Below are 19,714 nucleotides of genomic sequence, written 5' to 3'. Positions count from 1 at the left end.
AAAGTAAAATAGAAATAGAATAATAATTTATAAAGGGAGTGTATTACTTGATAACAGGCAAGCAAAGAAGCTATTTAAAATCAATAGCACACAATATAGAACCAATTCTTCAATTAGGTAAAAATGGAGTTTCAGAAAACTTTATAAAACAAATAGACGATGCTTTAGAAGCTAGAGAAATTATAAAAGTTAATGTTCTAAATAATAGTCTATTAGATGTAAAAGAAGTAGCAAACGAAATTGCAGAAGAAGTAAATGCAGAGTTTGTTCAAAGTATAGGAAATAAATTTGTATTGTATAGAGAATCAAAAGATAGTAAGAAAATAGAATTACCTTAAACTATAATATTATGGAACTAATAGGACAGAATAAATATTAAATGGGGATTGGGTAAAAGCCAATCTCTTTTTAGAATTAATAGTCTATTAGGAGATGATATATTGAAAGAGAAATCTCATTTAAGAGAAATAAAAAATTTATATGAAAATGGGTTTAGATGCATAAGATATGATAATGGAGAAGATGGGAAATTAACAGTTCATTTAAAAAACTTTGAGGATGAAAAGATAGATACTTTAATATATAATGATGAAGAACAAATATTGCAAATTAAAAACTTTATAGATGAATACTAATCCTAATTAGAAAGTCCTTTATCTAAGGACTTTTATTTTTATTTAAGTTATTATAAAAATAATATATAATAGTGAGAGTAAAGACGCATCAGGAGGTAAAGGAATGAATAAAAAAGTTAAAAAATATGGAATAATGGGTGGTACTTTTGATCCTATACATATGGGACATCTAGTAATAGCAGAAGAAGCAAGATATAAGTTTGAATTGGACAAGGTTATATTTATTCCTACAGGAAATCCTCCTCATAAAAAAGAAAAGAATGTTACTTTAGGATATCATAGATATGAGATGACTTTATTGGCTACACTTACAAATCCCTACTTTGAGGTATCTTCTATTGAATTAGATAGAAAAGGATTAACATATACAATAGATACTATGTCTTATTTTAAAGAAAAATATAAAGATGATGTAGAATTTTATTTTATAACAGGAGCAGATTCTCTTTTAGACTTACATACATGGAAAGATTCAGACAAGTTACTACAAATGTGTAAGTTTATAGGTGCTACACGTCCAGGATTTGATTTAGATGGGATAAATGTTAGTTGTAAGTATAAGAAAAATGTTTGTACAATAACTATTCCGGAACTACAAGTTTCTTCTACTGACATAAGAAATAGAATAAAAAAAGGAATGCCTGTTACATATTTGCTACCACATTTAGTACAAGAATATATAGAAAAGAATAACTTATATAGGGAATAGCCAATAATATTTAAAGGGGGTGAGCTTTTAATAGATAGATCCAAAATAGTTTCTATTAAAAGTAAATACTATGATAAAAAAAATAAAAGAAGATTTGGAAAAAAGCATAGGGAAAGATAGATATCTTCATTCATTAAGAGTTATGGAAGTGTCACAAAAGTTAGCAAAGTGCTATGGAGAAAATGAAGAAGATGCAATGTTAGCAGGTTTGTTACATGATTGTGGTAGAATATTAGATAAATGTTATTTATTGAAAATGGCTAATGAGTTTGGTATAATTTTAAAAGGTATGTATGAAAAGGAATTTGTTCTTATTCATGCTTATCTAGGTGCTGAAATAGCTAAAAATCATTATAAAATTGAAAATACCGACATTATCAATGCTATAAAATATCATACAACAGGTAGAGAAAATATGAGTTTACTTGAAAAAATAGTATATATAGCAGATTATATAGAACCAGGGAGAGATTTTCCAGGTGTAGAAGAAATAAGAGATCTAGCTTATAAAAACCTGGACAAGTCTTTATTAAAATCAATGGAAAATACAATAAGACATGTCATTGATAGAGGTTGGATTTTACATGAAGATACTGTGAAGGCAAGAAACTATATTATACTTAACTCTAAACAATGAAGGAAGTGAAGACTATATGGGTAGATTTTTAAAAACTTTTTTTACATCATTATTAATTTTTTCTGTAATATTAGGTGGAGGTATTTTTTTTGCAGTTAAAAGCGACAAAATTGGCAATAAAGCTTCAGGAAATGATATAGATAGTGGAAAAACAGAAGGTAAAGATAGTAATGAGATAAAATTTTTGTTAATGGGAGTAGATGCTGAAACTAAGGGTAAATCAGAAGGACAAAGAACAGATACGATGATGCTATGTAAGTATGATGCTACAAGTGGAAAAATATCAATTTTATCTATACCTAGAGATACTAAAGTAAAAATTAAAGGTAAAAAAAGTGAAGATAAAATAAATCATGCACATGCTTTTGGAGGTCCTGAGTTAACTGTTAAAACTGTAAGAGATTTACTTGGAATTGACTTAGATTATTATGTAAAAGTAGATTATGAGATAGTTAAAGATGTAGTAGATGAAATAGGTGGAGTAGAAATTGATGTACCTATTAATATGAAATATAGTGATCCTGTAGCAGATCCACCACTTCATATTAATATTAAAAAGGGAAAACAAGTTTTAAATGGTAAAAAGTCACTAGAGTTTTTAAGGTTTAGGAAAGGTTATGCGGATCAAGATTTGGGAAGAATAAATGCTCAGCAACAGTTTATTAAAAATGCAATAGATCAAACTTTAAAGCCCAAGAATATAGTAAAAATACCTAGCTTAATAAAAACAAGTATGGAAAATATTGAAACTAACATACCTTTAAAACTTATGCTTAAATATGGTTTAGACGTAAAAAATATAGATACAAGCAATATAGAAATGGCGACGCTTCCAGGAGAAGCTAAAATGATAGAAAATGTATCATATTTTATACCAGACGAAGATGAATCAGAGGAAATAGTAAAGTCTATGTTTGAAGATCATAAAGTTGTGAATAAAAAAACTTCTCAAGAATAAATTTAAAAACTAGGAGGTTGACTTAGTGGCAATAGACAACAAACTTTCTGTAATAGTAAATAGTGCAGATGATAAAAAAGGCTTCGATATTAAAGTATTAGATATTTCAAGATTAACTACTCTTTCAGATTATTTTGTTATAATAAGTGGAAATTCTCAGAGACAGGTAATGTCTATATCAGATGAAATAGAAGAAAAAATGTCTGAGCAAGGATATGAATTACTTCAAAAAGAAGGATATCAAAGTGGAAAATGGATATTATTAGATTTTGGAGATATTATAGTTCATGTATTTTATAAAGAAGATAGAGAATTCTACAATCTAGAAAGACTTTGGATAGATGGTGAGAGTAGAAATATAGAAAATTTCATTCAGAGCAAATAAAAGTTTTATATAAATATAAAAAATGAAGATTAAAGGGGAGATAAATAGTATGTCAAACAAAGTAATTTCAACACAAAAGGCACCTCAAGCTATTGGACCTTATTCTCAAGGAATAATTGCTGGAAATATGATATTTACTTCAGGTCAACTTGGAATGAATCCTGAGACAGGAGAAATTGTAAATACAAGTATTGAAGATGAAACAAGACAATCTTTAGAAAACTTAAAAGCTATCTTAAGTGAGGCAGGAGCTTCACTTAATAACGTAGTAAAAACTACAGTTTTTATAAAAGACATGAATCAATTTGCATTAATTAATCAAGTATATTCTGAATATTTTTCGGAACATAAACCAGCTAGATCTTGTGTTGAAGTAGCAAGACTTCCTAAAGATGGAAATGTAGAAATAGAAGCAGTAGCTATACTATAGTATACAAAAAGGTGTTTAACTTTAAAGTTAAACACCTTTTTTATAATATGAATATTGTTTTCTTCTTCTTTTTCTTTTCTTTAATCTTGATATTTTTAATAGCCTGATGAAAACTCTAAGTAATATGAAAATCAATAAAACTTTAAACCATGTCTTACTAAATATGTTACTAAAAAGATTGGACAGGAAAGATAAACTACCTTTTTCAACTTTTTCAGTTGATATTATATTTGCACTTCCTACAGTTTTATTATCTACTTTAAATAACACTTTTCCTAAAACTTGCCCTTTTAATATAGGAGCAGTTATTTTACTCGGCAAAACTATCTCTTTATCTAAATTATTGATATCAACTTTGGAAAGTGTTGAATATAAATCTTTTTCATAAACAGACTTTATTGTACTCTTAATTCCATTTTCTACTCTTATACTAGATACAAAGTCATTTTTTGAAGCAAGTTTGTTGTTAGAAAAATTTTCAAAAGCATAGTTTAACAACTTATGAGTATCTGCATAGACATCAGTACCAGTTGCACGTAATACTACAGATATATACTGATTACCATTCTTAGTTGCAGATGCAACAAGGCATTGTTGAGCTGCAACAGTATAGCCTGTTTTAACACCGTTTACTCCATCGTATTTTATAGGAACTTCTTTTCCATCTACATTTATTTTTCTTTTACTATATAAAAGTTTATTAGAGGAGTTTAAGTGTCTAGATTCGCTTTTCTTATTTGTAGGGCTAATTACATAGGAGTAATTTTTAACTATATCTTTAAAAGTTTTGTTTTTCATGGCATATTTGGCTATCATAGCTAAATCATATGCTGTTGTAGTATGATCTTCATTAGGAAGTCCATTTGGATTTACAAAGTGAGTATTTTTAGCTCCTAATTCTTTTGCTTTTTTATTCATTAGTTTAGAAAAGTCTTCAGTAGAACCAGAGACATGCTTGGCTATTACGACGGCAGCATCATTAGCAGATGCAATCAAAAGAGCATGAAGTAAATCATTCATAGATAAAATTTCTCCTGGTTCAAGAGCTATATGACTACCATCTATCTCAAAAGGAGTTTTGTCATCAACAACTACATCTTCGAATAAATTAGAATTTTCTATTGCTAATATACCTGTTAATATTTTAGTAGTACTTGCAGGAAACATTTTCTTATGAATGTTTTTTCCATATAGAACTTGTCCAGTTTTTGCATCGATTAGAATTGCTGCTTCTGAGGAAATATCAGGTGAATTTTCTTTATCGGCATAGGTTTTACAAGCTATTATATTTAGTATTAAAGACATTACTAAAAAATATTTCAAAAAATTTTTCAATATATCACCTCCTAAAATTAACCCAGTATATAGTATATCAAAATCAATGTAGGAATTTAAATAGTAATTAATAACTTTTTAGAATAAATATACATAAATGGGTTTATGGTACTATGTAAATTATATTAATTTAAATAAATATGATTAAAAATTTCGACAATATATATTAAAATAATATTTTAAAGGAAATTATTGTATAAAATAGAATGTATTTAGTTAAGAAAATGTATTAATAGAGGTGATAATATGGGTCACTTTACAAAAAGACAACAAATAGTTATACTAATATTTGGTGCAGTTATTGCAATTACTTTAGGGTATAAAATATTTAATAGTAGTCAAAATATGACATTAAAATCTTCAGATTATCCAAATGATAGCATAGAAAATGTATTTATTGAAGAAAATAATGAAGATAGAAATAATTCTAAAAATGAATATGAGAGAAATCAAGAAAAATTAAAAAATCAAACTATAATAGTTCATGTTACAGGTCAAGTAAGGAATCCAGGATTAGTTACTTTAAAATACGGAGATAGAGTTATAGATGCTATAGATAAGTTAGGTGGATTAACTAAAGAAGCAGATGAAAATAAGATAAATTTAGCAAGGAAAGTAGAAGATGAAGAGCAAATATATATACCTAAAATAGGAGAAAGTGAAGTAGAGATAAATTCAAATACAGATCAAACAATTACAAGTAACAATGGTTCATCTTTGGGTAAAAAGGTTAATATAAATACTGCTTCAAAAGATGAACTTTTAACTTTACCTGGAGTAGGAGAAGTACTAGCAGATAGAATTATTCAATACAGAAATGATAATAAATTTTCTAGCATAGAAGATATAATAAATGTTTCTGGTATAGGGAAGAAAAAGTATGAATCTATAAAAGAATTGATAACTATCAGATAATGAAAGAGGTGACTTAGAAATGACTGTAAAGCATAAGAGATTAACAGAAATGACTAGAAGTTCAGGTTGAGCAGCTAAAATAGGTCCTGATACCTTGGCACAGGTTCTGTGTCAGTTACCTAAATTAAATAGCGACGAAAACTTATTAGTAGGTATAGAGACATCTGATGATGCTGCTGTTTATAAAATAGATGATAATACTGCTTTGATACAAACTGTAGATTTTTTTACACCAGTAGTAGATGATCCTTATACTTACGGTCAAATAGCTGCTACTAATTCTATAAGTGATGTTTATGCAATGGGGGGAGATCCTAAGTTAGCAATGAACATAATATGTTTTCCTACTTGTTTACCATCAGAAGTAATGGCTGAAGTGTTAAAAGGTGGTTATGATAAGGTTATAGAATCAGGAGCTATTTTGATAGGAGGTCATACTGTTGAAGATGATGAACCTAAATATGGATTATGTGTTAGTGGATTTATACATCCAAAGAATGTCTTAACTAATAGCAACGCCAAAGTAGGAGATATACTTGTATTAACTAAACCATTAGGAATAGGTGTATTGAATACTGCTATAAAAGCAGAGATGACAGATAAAGAAACTTATGATAAAGCTGTAAAAGTTATGACTACTCTGAATAAACATGCTAAAGATGCTATGATTAAAGTAGGAGTAAATAGCTGTACAGATATTACAGGTTTTGGTCTATTAGGTCATACATTAGAAATGGCTGAAGGTAGTAATGTTACGATTAAGTTAGAATCTGAAAAGATACCAGTGATAAAAGAAGCACTAGAATTTGCTAAAATGGGATTAGTACCTGCAGGAGCTTATTCTAATAAAAGTTTTATAGGAGATAAAGTTTACTTTGATAAAGAAATGTCACAAGAATTAAAGGATATATTATATGACCCCCAAACATCAGGAGGACTGCTTATATCTGTAGATAAAGATAAAGTAAACTTACTACTTGAAGAACTAAAAGGTAATAATACTGAGTTCGGAATTATAGGAGAGGTAGTTGAAAAACAAGAGTATTCTATAATAGTAGGATAATACAAATATATATGGAATTAGGAAGGATAAGATACATGAATTCAAATATTTACAGTAGAATTCCAAAGGTAGATCAGATAATTGAAAACGAAAAGATAAAAAGTATGTTAGAAATTAATTCTAGAGAGTTAGTTATAGAGTCAATAAGAGAAGAACTAGATGATATAAGAAAGATAATATCTAAAGGAGATATAACTTTAGAAGATTTAGACAATAGAATAAATAAAATATATGATAATGTAACTTTGAGAGTACAAAATACTATGAGCCCTAAATTCAAAAGAGTTATAAATTGTACAGGTGTAGTTATTCACACTAATTTAGGACGTTCACTTATAAATGAGGAAGTTATGAAATATGTTTCTAACATTGCTACAAAGTATTCAAATTTAGAGTTTGACTTAGAAACAGGAGCTAGAGGTTCAAGGTATAGTCATTTAGAAGATATAATCAAGAAAATTACTGGAGCTGAAGCAGCTTTAGTTGTAAATAATAATGCTGCAGCAGTAGTCTTAGTTTTAAGTGCATTGGCTAAGGAAAAAGAGGTTGTAGTATCTAGAGGAGAATTAGTTGAAATTGGAGGATCTTTTAGAATACCAGATGTAATGGAACAGAGCGGAGCTAAATTAGTGGATGTAGGAACAACAAATAAAACTCACATTTGGGACTATGAAAGAGCTATAGGAGAAGAAACAGCAGCACTTCTTAAAGTTCATACGAGTAACTATAGAATCTTAGGGTTTACTTCTTCTATAAGTCTAGATGAATTAGTAGAACTAGGTAAGAAAAAAGAAGTAGCAGTAATAGAAGATTTAGGAAGTGGAGTTTTAATAGATTTAAGTAAGTATGGATTAGAGTATGAACCTACTGTTCAAGACTCTATAAATTCGGGAGTAGACGTTGTAACATTTAGCGGAGATAAGCTTTTAGGAGGACCTCAGGCTGGAATTATAGTAGGAAAGAAGAAATACATAGACATGATGAAAAAACATCCTCTTAATAGAGCTTTAAGAATAGATAAATTTACAATAGCTACGCTTGAAGGGACCTTAAGATTTTATTTAGATGAGGATAAAGCTATTGAAAACATTCCTACACTTAGAATGTTAACTACTTCTATAAATGATATAGAAATAAAAGCTAATAAATTGTTACATCAAATAAAGAACTGTATAAAAGATAAATTAGATATACAAGTAGTAGATGAATTCTCACAGGTTGGAGGAGGGTCTCTTCCATTGGAGAAAATTCCTACAAAATGTATAATGATTTCTTCAGATCATATAAGTGTTACATCTCTAGAAAGAAAATTAAGAGAAAATGAAATTCCTATAATTACTAGACTATATAAAGATAGACTTTATATGGATTTAAGAACAATTGATGAGACTGAGTTTGAGATAATAATAGATGGAATCAAATCTGCATTACAAAATATTTAAAGGGGTGAGTTTAAGATGAAAAACATTATTATAGGTACAGCAGGGCATATAGATCACGGAAAAACTACCCTTATAAAAGCAATTACAGGAAGAGAAACAGATAGATTAAAAGAAGAGCAGGAAAGAGGTATATCAATAGAATTAGGATTTACATATTTTGATTTACCTAGTGGAAAAAGAGCAGGAATAATAGATGTACCAGGACATGAAAAGTTTATAAAAAATATGCTAGCTGGAGTTACAGGAATAGATATAGTAGTTTTAGTTATAGCTGCTGATGAAGGAATAATGCCACAAACTAAAGAACATTTAGACATACTAAATTTACTTAAAATAGAAAAAGGAATAATAGCCATTACTAAAGCTGAACTTGTAGATGATGATTGGTTAGAACTAGTGAAAGAAGATGTAAAAGAACGAGTTAAGGGTACTTTTTTAGAAAATAGTCCTATTATACCAGTTTCATCAATAAACAAGACGGGGATAGATGAACTTATAAGTACTATAGATAAATTCACAGAAGAAATTGAAGAAAGAGACGATAAAGATACTCCAAGACTACCTGTAGATAGAGTATTTACTATATCAGGATTTGGTACTGTAGTAACAGGAACCTTAATATCTGGAAAGCTTACAATAGGTGACGAAATTCAAATTTTCCCTGGGAATAATACAGGAAGAATAAGATCAATACAAGTTCATGGAAAAGATAGTGATTTTGGATATGGTGGACAGAGAGTAGCCGTAAATTTAGCAGGTTTAAAGAAAACAGATATAAAAAGAGGAGATATCATAGCACCTATTGACTCTATGGAACCTACTATGATGCTAGATGTAAAACTTAAACTCATTGAAGATTCTCAAAGGATAATAGAAAATAGAACCAGAGTGAGACTTTATATAGGTTCTAGTGAAATTTTATGTAGAGTGGTACTCCTGGATAAAGAACAGCTAACTCCTGGAGAAACTTGTTATGCTCAATTAAGGCTAGAGGAATCTATAGTTGCTAAGCGTGGAGATAGATTTATTATAAGATTTTATTCACCTATGATAACTATTGGTGGAGGAGAGATATTAGAACCAAATCCGCCAAAGAGAAAAAGATTTGATGAAAATGCTATAAAAGAGTTAGAGTTAAAAGAAAAAGGTAGTATTACAGATATAATAGAGGAAATTATAAAAGATAAGAGTAGAGATTTTCCTAGTATAAAAGACATATCAGTAATAACTGTAATGCCGGAAGATAAAGTACAAGAAGAAGTAGAACATCTTGAAAAAGATAGTAAAGTTATGACATTTAGACTACTTAAAGATATACATGTTATACATGAAGATCATTTTGATAAGTTATCCAATATGATAAAAAATGATCTTGAAAAGTTTCATGAAAAACATTCCTTAAAAGTAGGAATGTCAAAAGAAGAAATAAGAAGTAAATATTTAAAAAACATAAAACCAAAATTGGGAGACAGCTTTATAAATAAATTAGAGGAAAAAGGAATAGTTAAAATTATAAATGAAAGTATATCATTAAGAGACTTTGAAGTAAGATTTACAAAAACCCAAGAAGCAATAAAAGAAAAAATTGAAGATATTTACTTGGAGAACAAGTTTACACTTGTTAAGAAAGAAGATATATTAAGTAGTATTAAATATGATAAAAAAGATATATTACAAGTATATGATGCTTTAATAGAAATAGGTACATTAACAAAAATAAAGGAAGATATAGTTATTCATTCTAAAATGTATAAAGAAGGTAAGGAAAAAGTAATAAACTTTATAAAAGAAAATGGATCAATTACTATTGCACAACTTAGAGACTTATTAAATACAAACAGAAAACTAGCAGTTTCACTTATAGAAAATCTTGATGAACAAAAAATTACAAAGCGTATGGGTGACAATAGAGTACTTTATTAGATATATGAAAGTTACTGAGGTGATATAATGAACGCCAAGATCCTAATAGTTGATGATGAACCCCTATTAGTAAAAGGATTAAAATATAGTTTAGAACAAGATGGTTATACAACAGAAGCTTCTTATGACGGAATAGAAGCCTTAGAAAAAGCGAAAGAAGGTGACTATGATCTTATCATACTTGACTTAATGCTACCGAAATTAGACGGACTTGAAGTATGTCAAAAAATAAGAGAGATATCAGAAGTACCTATTATCATGTTAACAGCTAAAAATGATGATATAGACAAAATACTAGGATTAGAGCATGGAGCAGATGACTATCTTACTAAACCTTTTAATATATTAGAGCTAAAAGTTAGAATAAAAGCTATACTAAGAAGAATGAATAAAAAAGATAATAACGTAGCAAATCAAATTATTCAGATAGGAAATTTTACTATAAATACATTAGGTAGAAAAGTTACAGTTGGAGGAAAAGAAGTAAATTTAACAGCTAAAGAATTTGACTTATTACTTTTATTGGCCACAAATCCAGGAAAAGTATTTACTCGTGAAGAACTGCTAGAAATAATATGGGGTTATGAATATTTTGGAGATTTAAGAACGGTAGATGTTCATATTAGGAGATTAAGAGAAAAAATAGAGAAAAACTCTAGTCAAGCGGAATATATATTGACAAAATGGGGAGTTGGTTACTATTTTAAAAACATATATCAATAAACAAAAACAGTTTATTAGTGTAAGGTGGAAGCTCACTTCCACCTATTTGTTGTTAATATCTTTGTTTTTACTCATAATGAATATATCTGTAGTTAAAATAATTTTAAATATATATATTGAACAAAGAGAGTCAAACTTTGTTATTAGGTCTAATATTTATGCTAATACAATTAAATATTACTTAGATCCTAATCAGATAATAGAGCCTAGAGAGTATATGAATGATATAATATCTGACTATAGTAAAGAAATAAACTCCAGGATCATGGTAATAAATAAGCAAGGTATAGTAAAAGGAGATTCTAATAAAGAACAGATAGGAAAAAAATTTAATAATGAAGAAGTAAGAAAATCCTTAAAAGGAGAAGTAGCATCAAGAGCGTATAACTCCCCTACATATAAACATGTTTTATACGTGGCTACCCCTGTTAAATTACATGATGAAGTAATCGGATCTATACTAATATTTGCTTCAATAAATGATATATATGATGCAGTTTATTATATAAATCAAAAATTAACTATTTTCTCTATACTCAGTATAATAATCATATCTATAGTAAATTTTATTTTCACAGGATATGTATTTAAACCTCTTCAAATATTTAACCAAGCTATACTTAAGATATCAGAAGGAGATTTAAATCAAAAAATAAAGATAGAAACAAATGATGAGTTTAGAAAGCTAGCAGATACTTTTAATATGATGACGGAAAAACTAGATGAAGAAGATAAACAAAAGAAAGACTTTGTTGCATATGTATCTCATGAACTAAAAACTCCCCTTAGTTCTATAAAGCTTTTATCAGAATCTCTTATACATGAGAATGAAATTAATATCAATATATATAGAGAATTTTTGCATGACATATCTTCAGAAGTAGACAGACTAAATAATATAGTAGAAGATCTACTAACTTCAATGGAGCTTGATATATCTAAGATTAAAATAAACTTTGAATATGTAAATATAAGTACACTAATAGAAAAAACTGTACTTAAATTAAAACCATTGGCAGATAAAAAGAATATAAAGATAGATGTATATGTAATTCGTAAAGAAATGAATATAATGATAGACCCAGATAGAATTCAACAAGCAGTTATAAACATAGTATCAAATGCAATAAAATATACAGAGAAAGATGGATCAATTAAAGTTATGTTATATGAAAAGAATGGTAATACTATTATAGAGATAAAAGATAATGGAATAGGGATACCTAAGGAAAACTTACCTTATATATTTGATAGATTTTATAGAGTTGATAAAGCAAGAGCAAGGGTAACCGGAGGATCAGGTCTTGGATTATCAATAGCAAAACAAATTATAAGTCTCCATAGGGGTACTATAGAGGTTGAGAGTCAATTAGGAAAAGGAACAAGGTTTTCTATTATTATACCTAGTATAGAAAAATAAAAATCAGTTAATAATAAATAACATTATGCCTTATGTAAAAAAAAGTCATAAAATATCGAAAAAATAAAGAAATATCTATAAAGGTATTGCAACTTATCGAAAAATATTATATAATTTTAGTTGTCAGCTAAATAAGGGAGTAGATGGGTGCTGGTGTGCCCTCTGGTCTTCAAAACCAGCGCGGGGCGTTAGGAGCGTCCTGGGTGGGTTCGATTCCCACATATTCCCGCCATAGAGAATTCAACGGCTTATGCCGTTTTTTATTTTTTGATATGTATTTAACATATAAGCTATTTATAGATAAACTTTGAGAATATAATTGATAGGTTGTATTTCTGTTTATTTCTCTCAAATATTAAAAGAGATGTATCTAGGTGTAGATATGTCTTTTTTTTATTGTTAAAACAGATATTTAAGTTATAAACTTTTAAAAAATACATGATATAATAGTAATGATAAGTGATTTGATATATAGACAGATATATTTAAAAGTAAAGTATATTACTTTGCTTTGAAAGGAGCTAGTTTTATATGAAAGACTCAAAAAATATTATGGTTTGTGTTACTCAACAAAAAACTTGCGAAAGACTTATTATGAGTGGATATGAAAAAATGGAAGAAGACGATAATTTGTTTGTTATAAATGTTGTAAATGAAAAAGACAATTTTTTATATAATTCAAGTGAAGGTGAAGCATTAGAATATCTCTTTAGTGTTTCAAAAAAAGTAGGAGCTGACTTAACAGTTATAAGGTCCAAAGACGTTATAAAGGCTATAGCTGACTTTGCTAAGAAAAATGATATTACACATATTGTTCTTGGAGTTTCGCCACAGTCTGCTGACATAGAAAGTCATAACATAGTTATGAAACTTAAAAAGTACTTACCAAAAACCGAATATATTATAGTTTAATAATTTGAATAAATACACTCCTTTATGAAAAAAATAAAGACATATTCATAAAGGAGTGTATTTTTATGTCTGAAAATAAAAAATTAAACTTATTAGTTTTTAGTGGAGACTATGATAAAGCGCTAGCTGCACTTATTTTAGCTAATGGAGCAAAAGAGATTGGAATGGATGTAACTATTTTTTTCGCATTTTGGGGACTTTTAATAGCAAGAGATCCTGATAAAGTTTCAAAGAGAAAGAAAAATATATTTGAAAAGATGTTTGGATTTTGTACACCAAAAGGAGTTGAAAGCTTATCTTTATCTAAGATGAACATGGGGGGAATGGGACAAAAAATGCTTAGAAAAATGATGAAAGATAAAGACAAACCCCTACTTATTCATTTTTTACAAGGCGCTAGAAAAAAAGATATAAAATTTTATGGTTGTAAATTATCACAAGAGGTTATGGGATTTGATAAAGAGGAGCTTATACCAGAATTAGAGATAATAGAAGTTTATGAGTATCTAAAAGACGCTATGGAATCAGAGATTCAGCTGTTTATATAGAAATTTATACTTATTTTAGATAAACGAAGCAATGAATATGATAAGAAGAGTTATTGATACTATTTTTATGAGATTCTACGTTAATTACAATACTATGCTATCCATAATAAAAGCATATGATTATTTAATTCTATATTAGAGAAAAACTAAAAATAACTCTATGGTTTAATCATAGAGTTATTTTTATATATAATATTTAATTAATTACTTATAAAGCTTAAGTTGATGATTTAAAAAAGCTCAGAAATAACGTTATGGATTAGATTTTAAACTACCAATCAAAAAAGTTTATTATTGACCATACTTGCTCTCCTGCTTTTCCATCTACTTTAAGATCTGCCCAGAATTGTTCTTTAAAATGTTGCTGAAAAACTCTTACACCATTTTCTGTTGCTGGTCCATATATACCATCTTCTGCAATATGAACCTCAACCCATTTTCCATAGTTTCTATATCCTCTGTTATTTATTGCATGTTGTAATCTTTGAACATAATATCCCTGAGAACCACGAACCAATAAAGGTTCACCTCTGTAATACTTTTGTACTATAGAACTTAAAGGTCCATAAGAATAAGCCGATATATTTCCATCACTTAATGGTGCAGCTCTAAGTTTAGATCCATCGACTGATTCTATAATGTTAGTTGTTGCATTATCATCTGACTCCTTAATAGTATCCTGAGCATAGACTGGACTAGTAGATGAAATTATAACTGATAATGCTAAAATACCTAGTGTTTTTTTCACTACACATTCCTCCTAACATAGTTTATATAATACACAGATTACATATCATATAAGCTTATACAAGCTTCCATTATTACCCATATTATACATATAAAGTTTATTGATGTCAATTCAATATTTATAATATATTTTTAATTACCTATTTAAGGATTAAAGTTTAAAAAACTATTTTGTTGAAAAAGTAGCATTTTTAGATATATATTTAAAATGAAAATCCATTTATTATAAATATTATTATATATTTATAAAACTAAATATTTAGAAAACTGCCAATGAACGTAGCCATCCAAAATATGAACCTAATTACTAATTTTAAATATGAATTAAAGAAAAATTAGACCATATATAACAAATATTGACAAACAATTAAATGAAATATATAATTAACTGCAAATGCAAATAAATACTTACTAAGGGGTGATCTAATGAGATATATAGTATATCCTAAACTTAATATAACTAAGGGATATTGTATTATTTGTAGTGAGTGTGATAGATGTAATGGGGCATATTGTTCCTTTAACTGTGTCAGTTATCAATAAGTATAAATTTTATTGATAATGTTTAAATGCCTAAATATCAAAAAAATCCTACCTTATTAGCGTCGAGTATATAAAGTAAGAAAAATAATATTAAATAACATTTAAAATCAATACAGCTACTTATATATTCGACAAACAGTTTTTCTTTTCTCATTAATATTTTAAATAGATTATCTGAATAAAAAATTAAATATAATTGATAAGACATAGGTATATTGAACTATATTAACAGTAAGGATTTTAGTTTTGTTGAATTTTTTGAAATACAGAGTCGATAATACATTAAACAATAAATTATCCAAGTAATTAGTAAAAAAGAAAACTAATAACAGCTATGTTCTTAAATGTATTTATTAAATATTTTGGAGGGTTAGAAAAATGAAGTATATAGTGAATCCAGTGTTTGAAAAAGTTTTGGGGTATTGTTTTACTTGTAGTATTGTTTGTCAGATGAATTGTGGAAAAGTATGTTCTACTCAATGTTTTCAGCAAGGAACAAACCCTGAAGACAATTAAAAGAAGAACAATTATAAGGAGAAAAGAAATATGAGATTTATTGTAAAGCCGACTAATGTTACTCAACAATCATATTGCTATTGTCAAGATTGTGGATTGAAGTGTAGTCAACAATGTGGTGTTTTTAATAATTAGTACAAGCCTATTTAGAAAAATAGTAGATTACAATATACATATTTTTAAAACAATATTTTATCTGAAGTGAAGGAGGTGATGATGTAAATCAAGTTAAAATTCTATTAAAACTATTTACATGATATACTATCATATTTTGATAGTAAAATGCTAAAAGGTTTTGTGGAACATGGTATAAAGAGCATGATAGTAAAGGAGGAAAACTAAATGAAATATGTAGTGAAGCCATCTAAATCATTTACTGAAGGATATTGTTTTTCATGTACTAGTCAGTGTCAGAACAACTGTGGAGGACAATGTGCTACTCAAGGTAAATAATAAGCCCTAATTCTATACATAAATAGATTCCTAGGTATTAGTATCAAAAAGTAGCTTTATACTTTTCCTAAAACAATTTGATAAAAATTAAAAAGAAAGGAGAATGAATAATGAAATATATAATAAAACCATCAAAAACATTTGTAGAAGGATATTGCTATATGTGTAGTAGTCAATGTCAAAATAATTGTGGAACACAATGTGCTACTCAAGGACAGTAGTATATTTAGTTATATAAATTTAAATATTCATAATAACGGAAATAAAAGATGAAAGGGGATAATATATGAAATATGTAATAAAGCCATTAAAAGCATTTGTAGAAGGATACTGTTATATGTGTCGTGAACAATGTCAAAATCTTTGTGGAACACAGTGTGGAGCTCAGAACACTAATCAAATTAAATAGATAAAAAAATAAAAGGCATAGAGTATCTTAACCTTTATTAGATTTGGATGTATAGATTTTATTGTAATAAATGGATTAGATACTACTATGCCTAAATATTATAGAACTAGTTTTTAAGGAAAGATAAAAAATGATTTTTTCAAATTTAGTTATAGATGATGTTAGACTTTTAGAAATAATTTTAAAAGATACTGATTTTATTAATAATTTGGCAAAGATAAGAAATACATTTAAGTACTATAAAAAAGTACATATAAAGTTATTTTATTCGTTAGATGATATGAAGAAGTATTTGAATATAAGTAATATACCTTATTGGGTAATTGCAACAACTTATGAAAATGAAATCTTAATTCTTGACTACAACATTTGGAAAAGTAGACATAATGAGAGTTTTGGACAAATTATAATGCATGAAATGATTCACATAATAATTAATTATAAAACAAATTATACATGTCCTTTATGGCTAAATGAAGGATTAGCGTTATATTTTGCAAATCAAGAGAATTTTAAAGAAGTTAGTATAGATTGTAATCCTTTTGAGTTAGGGTATGAAAGTGAAAACTTTTATGATATGTGCTTATATATAATAAAAAAGCTAGTACATATATATAGTATTAATACTATAGTGGACAAAATAAGTCTTAATAGGAACTTTAAATATGATGAAATACTTGGTATAGAAAATCTTAGAATAATATTTGAAAAATAATAGTTGTAGACTATTTAATTTAAATATTGATTAGGACGTGAAAATATGGAGGAATTTAATATAAGAAAAGCAACTATAGAAGATACTGATAAGATACATGACTTGTGGAAAAGACTATCATTAGATCAACTTAATAAAGACCCCTATTATAAAGGTGCGATAGACTTTCATGAAACTAAAGAAATGTTTGAAAAAGCATTACAAGATGAAAACTGCTGTATCATAATAGGGGAATATGGTGAGAAGATAGTAGCTTTTATTGAACTGTGGATAAAGAATAAAGACTTTTATTTTTTTATAGATGATTATGTATACATATTACATGCTTTCGTAGATCCTGAATATAGACGACAATTTAAAATAGCGAGAAGGATGTATAGAGAGGCTGAAAACTGGGCGAGAGATAAAGGATTTAAATATTTACAAGCTGATGTTTTTGAACATAATGGAAGAGTAATGAACTTTCTAGGTTATTTTGGATTTGATAAGTATAGAAGTAGACTTATCAAAACTATACAGTGATATAACTATATTTTAATTTATTAAGGAGATTTTTATGGTTACATTATTAAAAAAAATTAAGCATATCATAAAGCCTTACGCTAAGATACAGTCATTGGGACTAATTTTAACTATACTGTATTCTATTACTTACTTTGCAGCTCCTTTAGCTTCAAAGTATCTAGTTGACGAGGTTTTACCTAGTAATTCTAGTGAAAAAATATATTATGGACTGGGTATATTTTTTATTGTGTGTATATTGCAACCTGTATTTTCTTATTTAAAAAATATATTATTTGTTAAAATCTCTGAAAAAATTACTTTAGATTTACGAAGAAATATGTTCTATAAAATAGCTCATACTTCCCTTAAGTTTTTTTCGAAAACAAATAAAGGTGCAGTTATATCACGTATAATTGATGATAGTCATAATGTAAGTAATTTTCTTACAAATATTTTTGTAGACTTTATTAAAAATATAGTTATATTCATTATGATAATAGGTGGAATGCTTTATTTATCAGTAGAAATAACAATGATAGTTGTATTAATAGGAGTAGTATTTATATCAGTAAACTTTAAGATGAGTAAAAAGTTTAGAAATATGTCTTTAGAAGTACAACAAAATAATGATAATTTATGTACCATAATAAATCAATTAACAGATTCAATATCTACAACTAAAGCTTATTCTTTAGAAGATTATTTCACTGAAAAATATAATAGAGTATTGGATAAATCCTATACTGATAATGTAAGAATAAATAAGTTAAATACGCTATTAAATAACTCTGTAGAAGTATTAGTAGTATTGTCTAATACAATAATATATGGAATAGGGATATTGTATGTAATAAAGGGAAAATCGACTTTAGGAACTATATTTGCATTATCTATATACTTTCAAATGATTATACAACCGTTATTTGAAATTTTAAGTAGTAATATTAGAATTCAAAAAATAATTCCAATTCTTGATAGAGTGGAAGAATATCTTAAGCTAGATAATGAGTATGATCTAGATAATAAAAAAGAATATAATCAAATTAAAGATTATAAAGGAAATATATCTATAAAAAATCTATGGTTTGCATATGAAGAAGATAATTATATATTAAAGAATATAAATTTAGATATATCTAATAAAAGCTTTATAGCTTTAATAGGTCCTTCAGGATCTGGGAAAAGTACACTTATTAAATTACTATTAGGATTGTACGAGCCTGACAAAGGTGAAATATATATAGGAGATACTAATATTAAAAGTTTAAACTTATATGATTACAGAAAAAGTGTAGGATTTGTTTCTCAAGATATATACATGTTTAATACAACTATAAACGAGAATATAAAGTTGGAAAATAAACAAATAAGTGATGGACAAGTTATAGATGTATGTAAGAAAGTCGGTATACATGAGGATATCATAAAGCTTCCTAAAGGTTATGAAACTATGATTTATGAAATGCCTAATCTTTCAGGTGGACAGAAACAAAAAATAGCATTGGCAAGGGTTATTCTTAAAAAACCTAAAATTGTAATACTTGATGAACCTACATCTGCTCTTGATTCAGATAGTGAAAGTAAAATTTGTGACATAATAGAAGATCTTTCTAACCAATACACTGTTATAGTAGTTTCTCATAGAATGTCTACAATAAAAAAAGCAGATAAAATATATTTATTTACAGGAGAAGGAACTATTATAGAAACTGATTATAATTCAGCATTGAATAAGAATACAGAACAAGAATATTATCAAAGATCAGTTAATTTAATCTAAATAGGAAATTTA

General features: G+C 27.4%; 25 protein-coding genes and 1 tRNA gene. 24 read left to right on the top strand and 2 right to left on the bottom strand.

The features are described 5' to 3' along the window. Nucleotides 1-47: 47 nt before the first annotated feature. The 7 genes from yhbY to CLPU_RS04275 all read left to right on the top strand — a co-directional run bounded on the left by yhbY (nucleotide 48) and on the right by CLPU_RS04275 (nucleotide 3,754). Nucleotides 48-338, top strand: a complete 291-nt coding sequence (gene yhbY, locus CLPU_RS04305; RefSeq protein ID WP_050354419.1) for a ribosome assembly RNA-binding protein YhbY — start codon at nucleotides 48-50, stop codon at nucleotides 336-338. A 102-nt stretch (nucleotides 339-440) separates the two neighbouring features. Continuing rightward, nucleotides 441-635: a hypothetical protein gene (locus tag CLPU_RS04300; RefSeq protein ID WP_050354418.1), complete on the top strand. Its 195-nt coding sequence runs from the start codon at nucleotides 441-443 to the stop codon at nucleotides 633-635. Nucleotides 636-738: 103 nt separating this feature from the next. Further along, the gene (nadD, locus tag CLPU_RS04295) at nucleotides 739-1,344 is read left to right on the top strand and encodes a nicotinate-nucleotide adenylyltransferase (RefSeq protein ID WP_050354417.1); all 606 of its coding nucleotides are present in this window, start codon (nucleotides 739-741) and stop codon (nucleotides 1,342-1,344) included. A 70-nt stretch (nucleotides 1,345-1,414) separates the two neighbouring features. Next, entirely contained in the window at nucleotides 1,415-1,981 is a 567-nt protein-coding gene (gene yqeK / locus CLPU_RS04290) for a bis(5'-nucleosyl)-tetraphosphatase (symmetrical) YqeK (protein WP_050354416.1), read from the top strand. Nucleotides 1,982-1,997: 16 nt separating this feature from the next. Next, nucleotides 1,998-2,939 (top strand): LCP family protein, encoded by a 942-nt coding sequence (locus CLPU_RS04285; protein ID WP_050354415.1) that lies wholly within the window; start codon nucleotides 1,998-2,000, stop codon nucleotides 2,937-2,939. A 25-nt stretch (nucleotides 2,940-2,964) separates the two neighbouring features. Beyond that, nucleotides 2,965-3,324, top strand: coding sequence for a ribosome silencing factor (gene rsfS / locus CLPU_RS04280; protein ID WP_050354414.1), 360 nt, complete (start codon nucleotides 2,965-2,967; stop codon nucleotides 3,322-3,324). Between the two features lie 49 nt (nucleotides 3,325-3,373). Further along, nucleotides 3,374-3,754, top strand: coding sequence for a RidA family protein (locus CLPU_RS04275; RefSeq protein ID WP_050354413.1), 381 nt, complete (start codon nucleotides 3,374-3,376; stop codon nucleotides 3,752-3,754). A gap of 27 nt (nucleotides 3,755-3,781) precedes the next feature. Here the strand turns inward: CLPU_RS04275 and CLPU_RS04270 are convergent, their stop codons facing one another. After that, complete coding sequence (locus CLPU_RS04270) at nucleotides 3,782-5,089, bottom strand: D-alanyl-D-alanine carboxypeptidase family protein (RefSeq protein WP_235436100.1); 1,308 nt, start codon at nucleotides 5,087-5,089, stop codon at nucleotides 3,782-3,784. A gap of 246 nt (nucleotides 5,090-5,335) precedes the next feature. Between CLPU_RS04270 and CLPU_RS04265 the strand changes: the two genes are divergently transcribed. From CLPU_RS04265 to CLPU_RS04230, 9 genes are all read left to right on the top strand, one after another. Further along, entirely contained in the window at nucleotides 5,336-6,004 is a 669-nt protein-coding gene (locus tag CLPU_RS04265) for a ComEA family DNA-binding protein (protein WP_050354412.1), read from the top strand. 19 nt (nucleotides 6,005-6,023) lie between these two features. Then, nucleotides 6,024-7,067 (top strand): selenide, water dikinase SelD, encoded by a 1,044-nt coding sequence (gene selD, locus CLPU_RS04260; RefSeq protein WP_082154071.1) that lies wholly within the window; start codon nucleotides 6,024-6,026, stop codon nucleotides 7,065-7,067. Nucleotides 7,068-7,102: 35 nt separating this feature from the next. After that, entirely contained in the window at nucleotides 7,103-8,509 is a 1,407-nt protein-coding gene (gene selA, locus CLPU_RS04255) for an L-seryl-tRNA(Sec) selenium transferase (protein ID WP_050354410.1), read from the top strand. Nucleotides 8,510-8,524: 15 nt separating this feature from the next. Next, entirely contained in the window at nucleotides 8,525-10,432 is a 1,908-nt protein-coding gene (gene selB / locus CLPU_RS04250; RefSeq protein WP_050354409.1) for a selenocysteine-specific translation elongation factor, read from the top strand. A gap of 27 nt (nucleotides 10,433-10,459) precedes the next feature. Continuing rightward, the gene (locus CLPU_RS04245; RefSeq protein ID WP_050354408.1) at nucleotides 10,460-11,155 is read left to right on the top strand and encodes a response regulator transcription factor; all 696 of its coding nucleotides are present in this window, start codon (nucleotides 10,460-10,462) and stop codon (nucleotides 11,153-11,155) included. Nucleotides 11,156-11,372: 217 nt separating this feature from the next. Continuing rightward, nucleotides 11,373-12,575, top strand: coding sequence for a sensor histidine kinase (locus CLPU_RS04240; protein ID WP_050354531.1), 1,203 nt, complete (start codon nucleotides 11,373-11,375; stop codon nucleotides 12,573-12,575). Between the two features lie 135 nt (nucleotides 12,576-12,710). Next, nucleotides 12,711-12,807 (top strand) — tRNA-Sec (locus tag CLPU_RS17175). Nucleotides 12,808-13,106: 299 nt separating this feature from the next. Beyond that, nucleotides 13,107-13,487 (top strand): adenine nucleotide alpha hydrolase family protein, encoded by a 381-nt coding sequence (locus CLPU_RS04235; protein WP_050354407.1) that lies wholly within the window; start codon nucleotides 13,107-13,109, stop codon nucleotides 13,485-13,487. A gap of 65 nt (nucleotides 13,488-13,552) precedes the next feature. Further along, complete coding sequence (locus CLPU_RS04230) at nucleotides 13,553-14,035, top strand: DsrE/DsrF/DrsH-like family protein (RefSeq protein WP_050354406.1); 483 nt, start codon at nucleotides 13,553-13,555, stop codon at nucleotides 14,033-14,035. Between the two features lie 271 nt (nucleotides 14,036-14,306). Here CLPU_RS04230 and CLPU_RS04225 read toward each other — a convergent pair whose 3' ends face one another. Continuing rightward, the gene (locus CLPU_RS04225; protein WP_050354405.1) at nucleotides 14,307-14,783 is read right to left on the bottom strand and encodes a peptidoglycan-binding domain-containing protein; all 477 of its coding nucleotides are present in this window, start codon (nucleotides 14,781-14,783) and stop codon (nucleotides 14,307-14,309) included. Nucleotides 14,784-15,703: 920 nt separating this feature from the next. On the opposite strand from CLPU_RS04225, the gene CLPU_RS16545 reads away from it, so the two are divergent. From CLPU_RS16545 to CLPU_RS04210, 8 genes are all read left to right on the top strand, one after another. Then, nucleotides 15,704-15,841, top strand: coding sequence for a Clo7bot family Cys-rich peptide (locus tag CLPU_RS16545; protein WP_082154070.1), 138 nt, complete (start codon nucleotides 15,704-15,706; stop codon nucleotides 15,839-15,841). Between the two features lie 30 nt (nucleotides 15,842-15,871). Next, on the top strand, nucleotides 15,872-15,976 hold the full coding sequence (locus CLPU_RS16995; protein WP_115840399.1) for a Clo7bot family Cys-rich peptide: 105 nt from the start codon (nucleotides 15,872-15,874) through the stop codon (nucleotides 15,974-15,976). 207 nt (nucleotides 15,977-16,183) lie between these two features. Further along, nucleotides 16,184-16,294 (top strand): Clo7bot family Cys-rich peptide, encoded by a 111-nt coding sequence (locus CLPU_RS16540; RefSeq protein WP_082154069.1) that lies wholly within the window; start codon nucleotides 16,184-16,186, stop codon nucleotides 16,292-16,294. A 110-nt stretch (nucleotides 16,295-16,404) separates the two neighbouring features. Then, nucleotides 16,405-16,515 carry a Clo7bot family Cys-rich peptide gene (locus CLPU_RS16535; RefSeq protein WP_082154068.1) on the top strand — a complete coding sequence of 37 codons (111 nt, stop codon included), beginning with the start codon at nucleotides 16,405-16,407 and terminating at the stop codon, nucleotides 16,513-16,515. A 65-nt stretch (nucleotides 16,516-16,580) separates the two neighbouring features. Next, nucleotides 16,581-16,703, top strand: coding sequence for a Clo7bot family Cys-rich peptide (locus CLPU_RS16530; RefSeq protein WP_082154067.1), 123 nt, complete (start codon nucleotides 16,581-16,583; stop codon nucleotides 16,701-16,703). A 130-nt stretch (nucleotides 16,704-16,833) separates the two neighbouring features. Continuing rightward, nucleotides 16,834-17,418 carry a hypothetical protein gene (locus tag CLPU_RS04220; RefSeq protein ID WP_050354404.1) on the top strand — a complete coding sequence of 195 codons (585 nt, stop codon included), beginning with the start codon at nucleotides 16,834-16,836 and terminating at the stop codon, nucleotides 17,416-17,418. A 45-nt stretch (nucleotides 17,419-17,463) separates the two neighbouring features. After that, nucleotides 17,464-17,940, top strand: coding sequence for a GNAT family N-acetyltransferase (locus tag CLPU_RS04215; RefSeq protein ID WP_050354403.1), 477 nt, complete (start codon nucleotides 17,464-17,466; stop codon nucleotides 17,938-17,940). 34 nt (nucleotides 17,941-17,974) lie between these two features. Continuing rightward, nucleotides 17,975-19,702 carry an ABC transporter ATP-binding protein gene (locus CLPU_RS04210; protein ID WP_050354402.1) on the top strand — a complete coding sequence of 576 codons (1,728 nt, stop codon included), beginning with the start codon at nucleotides 17,975-17,977 and terminating at the stop codon, nucleotides 19,700-19,702. Nucleotides 19,703-19,714 lie beyond the last annotated feature (12 nt).

The sequence above is a fragment of the Gottschalkia purinilytica genome (assembly GCF_001190785.1).
Taxonomy (GTDB): domain Bacteria; phylum Bacillota; class Clostridia; order Tissierellales; family Gottschalkiaceae; genus Gottschalkia_A; species Gottschalkia_A purinilytica.
Note: the sequence above shows the minus strand (reverse complement) of the source record. Positions and strands in the feature narration are given on the sequence as shown.

What these genes read in the sequence shown, in the direction of transcription:
- CLPU_RS16535 (WP_082154068.1), top strand. Translation starts at nt 16,405, where the DNA reads ATGAAATATATAATAAAACCATCAAAAACATTTGTAGAAGGATATTGC.
- CLPU_RS04220 (WP_050354404.1), top strand. Translation starts at nt 16,834, where the DNA reads ATGATTTTTTCAAATTTAGTTATAGATGATGTTAGACTTTTAGAAATA.
- CLPU_RS16540 (WP_082154069.1), top strand. Translation starts at nt 16,184, where the DNA reads ATGAAATATGTAGTGAAGCCATCTAAATCATTTACTGAAGGATATTGT.
- CLPU_RS04265 (WP_050354412.1), top strand. Translation starts at nt 5,336, where the DNA reads ATGGGTCACTTTACAAAAAGACAACAAATAGTTATACTAATATTTGGT.
- CLPU_RS16530 (WP_082154067.1), top strand. Translation starts at nt 16,581, where the DNA reads ATGAAATATGTAATAAAGCCATTAAAAGCATTTGTAGAAGGATACTGT.
- CLPU_RS04275 (WP_050354413.1), top strand. Translation starts at nt 3,374, where the DNA reads ATGTCAAACAAAGTAATTTCAACACAAAAGGCACCTCAAGCTATTGGA.
- CLPU_RS04230 (WP_050354406.1), top strand. Translation starts at nt 13,553, where the DNA reads ATGTCTGAAAATAAAAAATTAAACTTATTAGTTTTTAGTGGAGACTAT.
- CLPU_RS16995 (WP_115840399.1), top strand. Translation starts at nt 15,872, where the DNA reads ATGAGATTTATTGTAAAGCCGACTAATGTTACTCAACAATCATATTGC.
- CLPU_RS04285 (WP_050354415.1), top strand. Translation starts at nt 1,998, where the DNA reads ATGGGTAGATTTTTAAAAACTTTTTTTACATCATTATTAATTTTTTCT.
- CLPU_RS04240 (WP_050354531.1), top strand. Translation starts at nt 11,373, where the DNA reads ATGAATGATATAATATCTGACTATAGTAAAGAAATAAACTCCAGGATC.
- selB (WP_050354409.1), top strand. Translation starts at nt 8,525, where the DNA reads ATGAAAAACATTATTATAGGTACAGCAGGGCATATAGATCACGGAAAA.
- yqeK (WP_050354416.1), top strand. Translation starts at nt 1,415, where the DNA reads ATGATAAAAAAAATAAAAGAAGATTTGGAAAAAAGCATAGGGAAAGAT.
- nadD (WP_050354417.1), top strand. Translation starts at nt 739, where the DNA reads ATGAATAAAAAAGTTAAAAAATATGGAATAATGGGTGGTACTTTTGAT.
- CLPU_RS04235 (WP_050354407.1), top strand. Translation starts at nt 13,107, where the DNA reads ATGAAAGACTCAAAAAATATTATGGTTTGTGTTACTCAACAAAAAACT.
- CLPU_RS04210 (WP_050354402.1), top strand. Translation starts at nt 17,975, where the DNA reads ATGGTTACATTATTAAAAAAAATTAAGCATATCATAAAGCCTTACGCT.
- selA (WP_050354410.1), top strand. Translation starts at nt 7,103, where the DNA reads ATGAATTCAAATATTTACAGTAGAATTCCAAAGGTAGATCAGATAATT.
- CLPU_RS16545 (WP_082154070.1), top strand. Translation starts at nt 15,704, where the DNA reads ATGAAGTATATAGTGAATCCAGTGTTTGAAAAAGTTTTGGGGTATTGT.
- CLPU_RS04245 (WP_050354408.1), top strand. Translation starts at nt 10,460, where the DNA reads ATGAACGCCAAGATCCTAATAGTTGATGATGAACCCCTATTAGTAAAA.
- CLPU_RS04215 (WP_050354403.1), top strand. Translation starts at nt 17,464, where the DNA reads ATGGAGGAATTTAATATAAGAAAAGCAACTATAGAAGATACTGATAAG.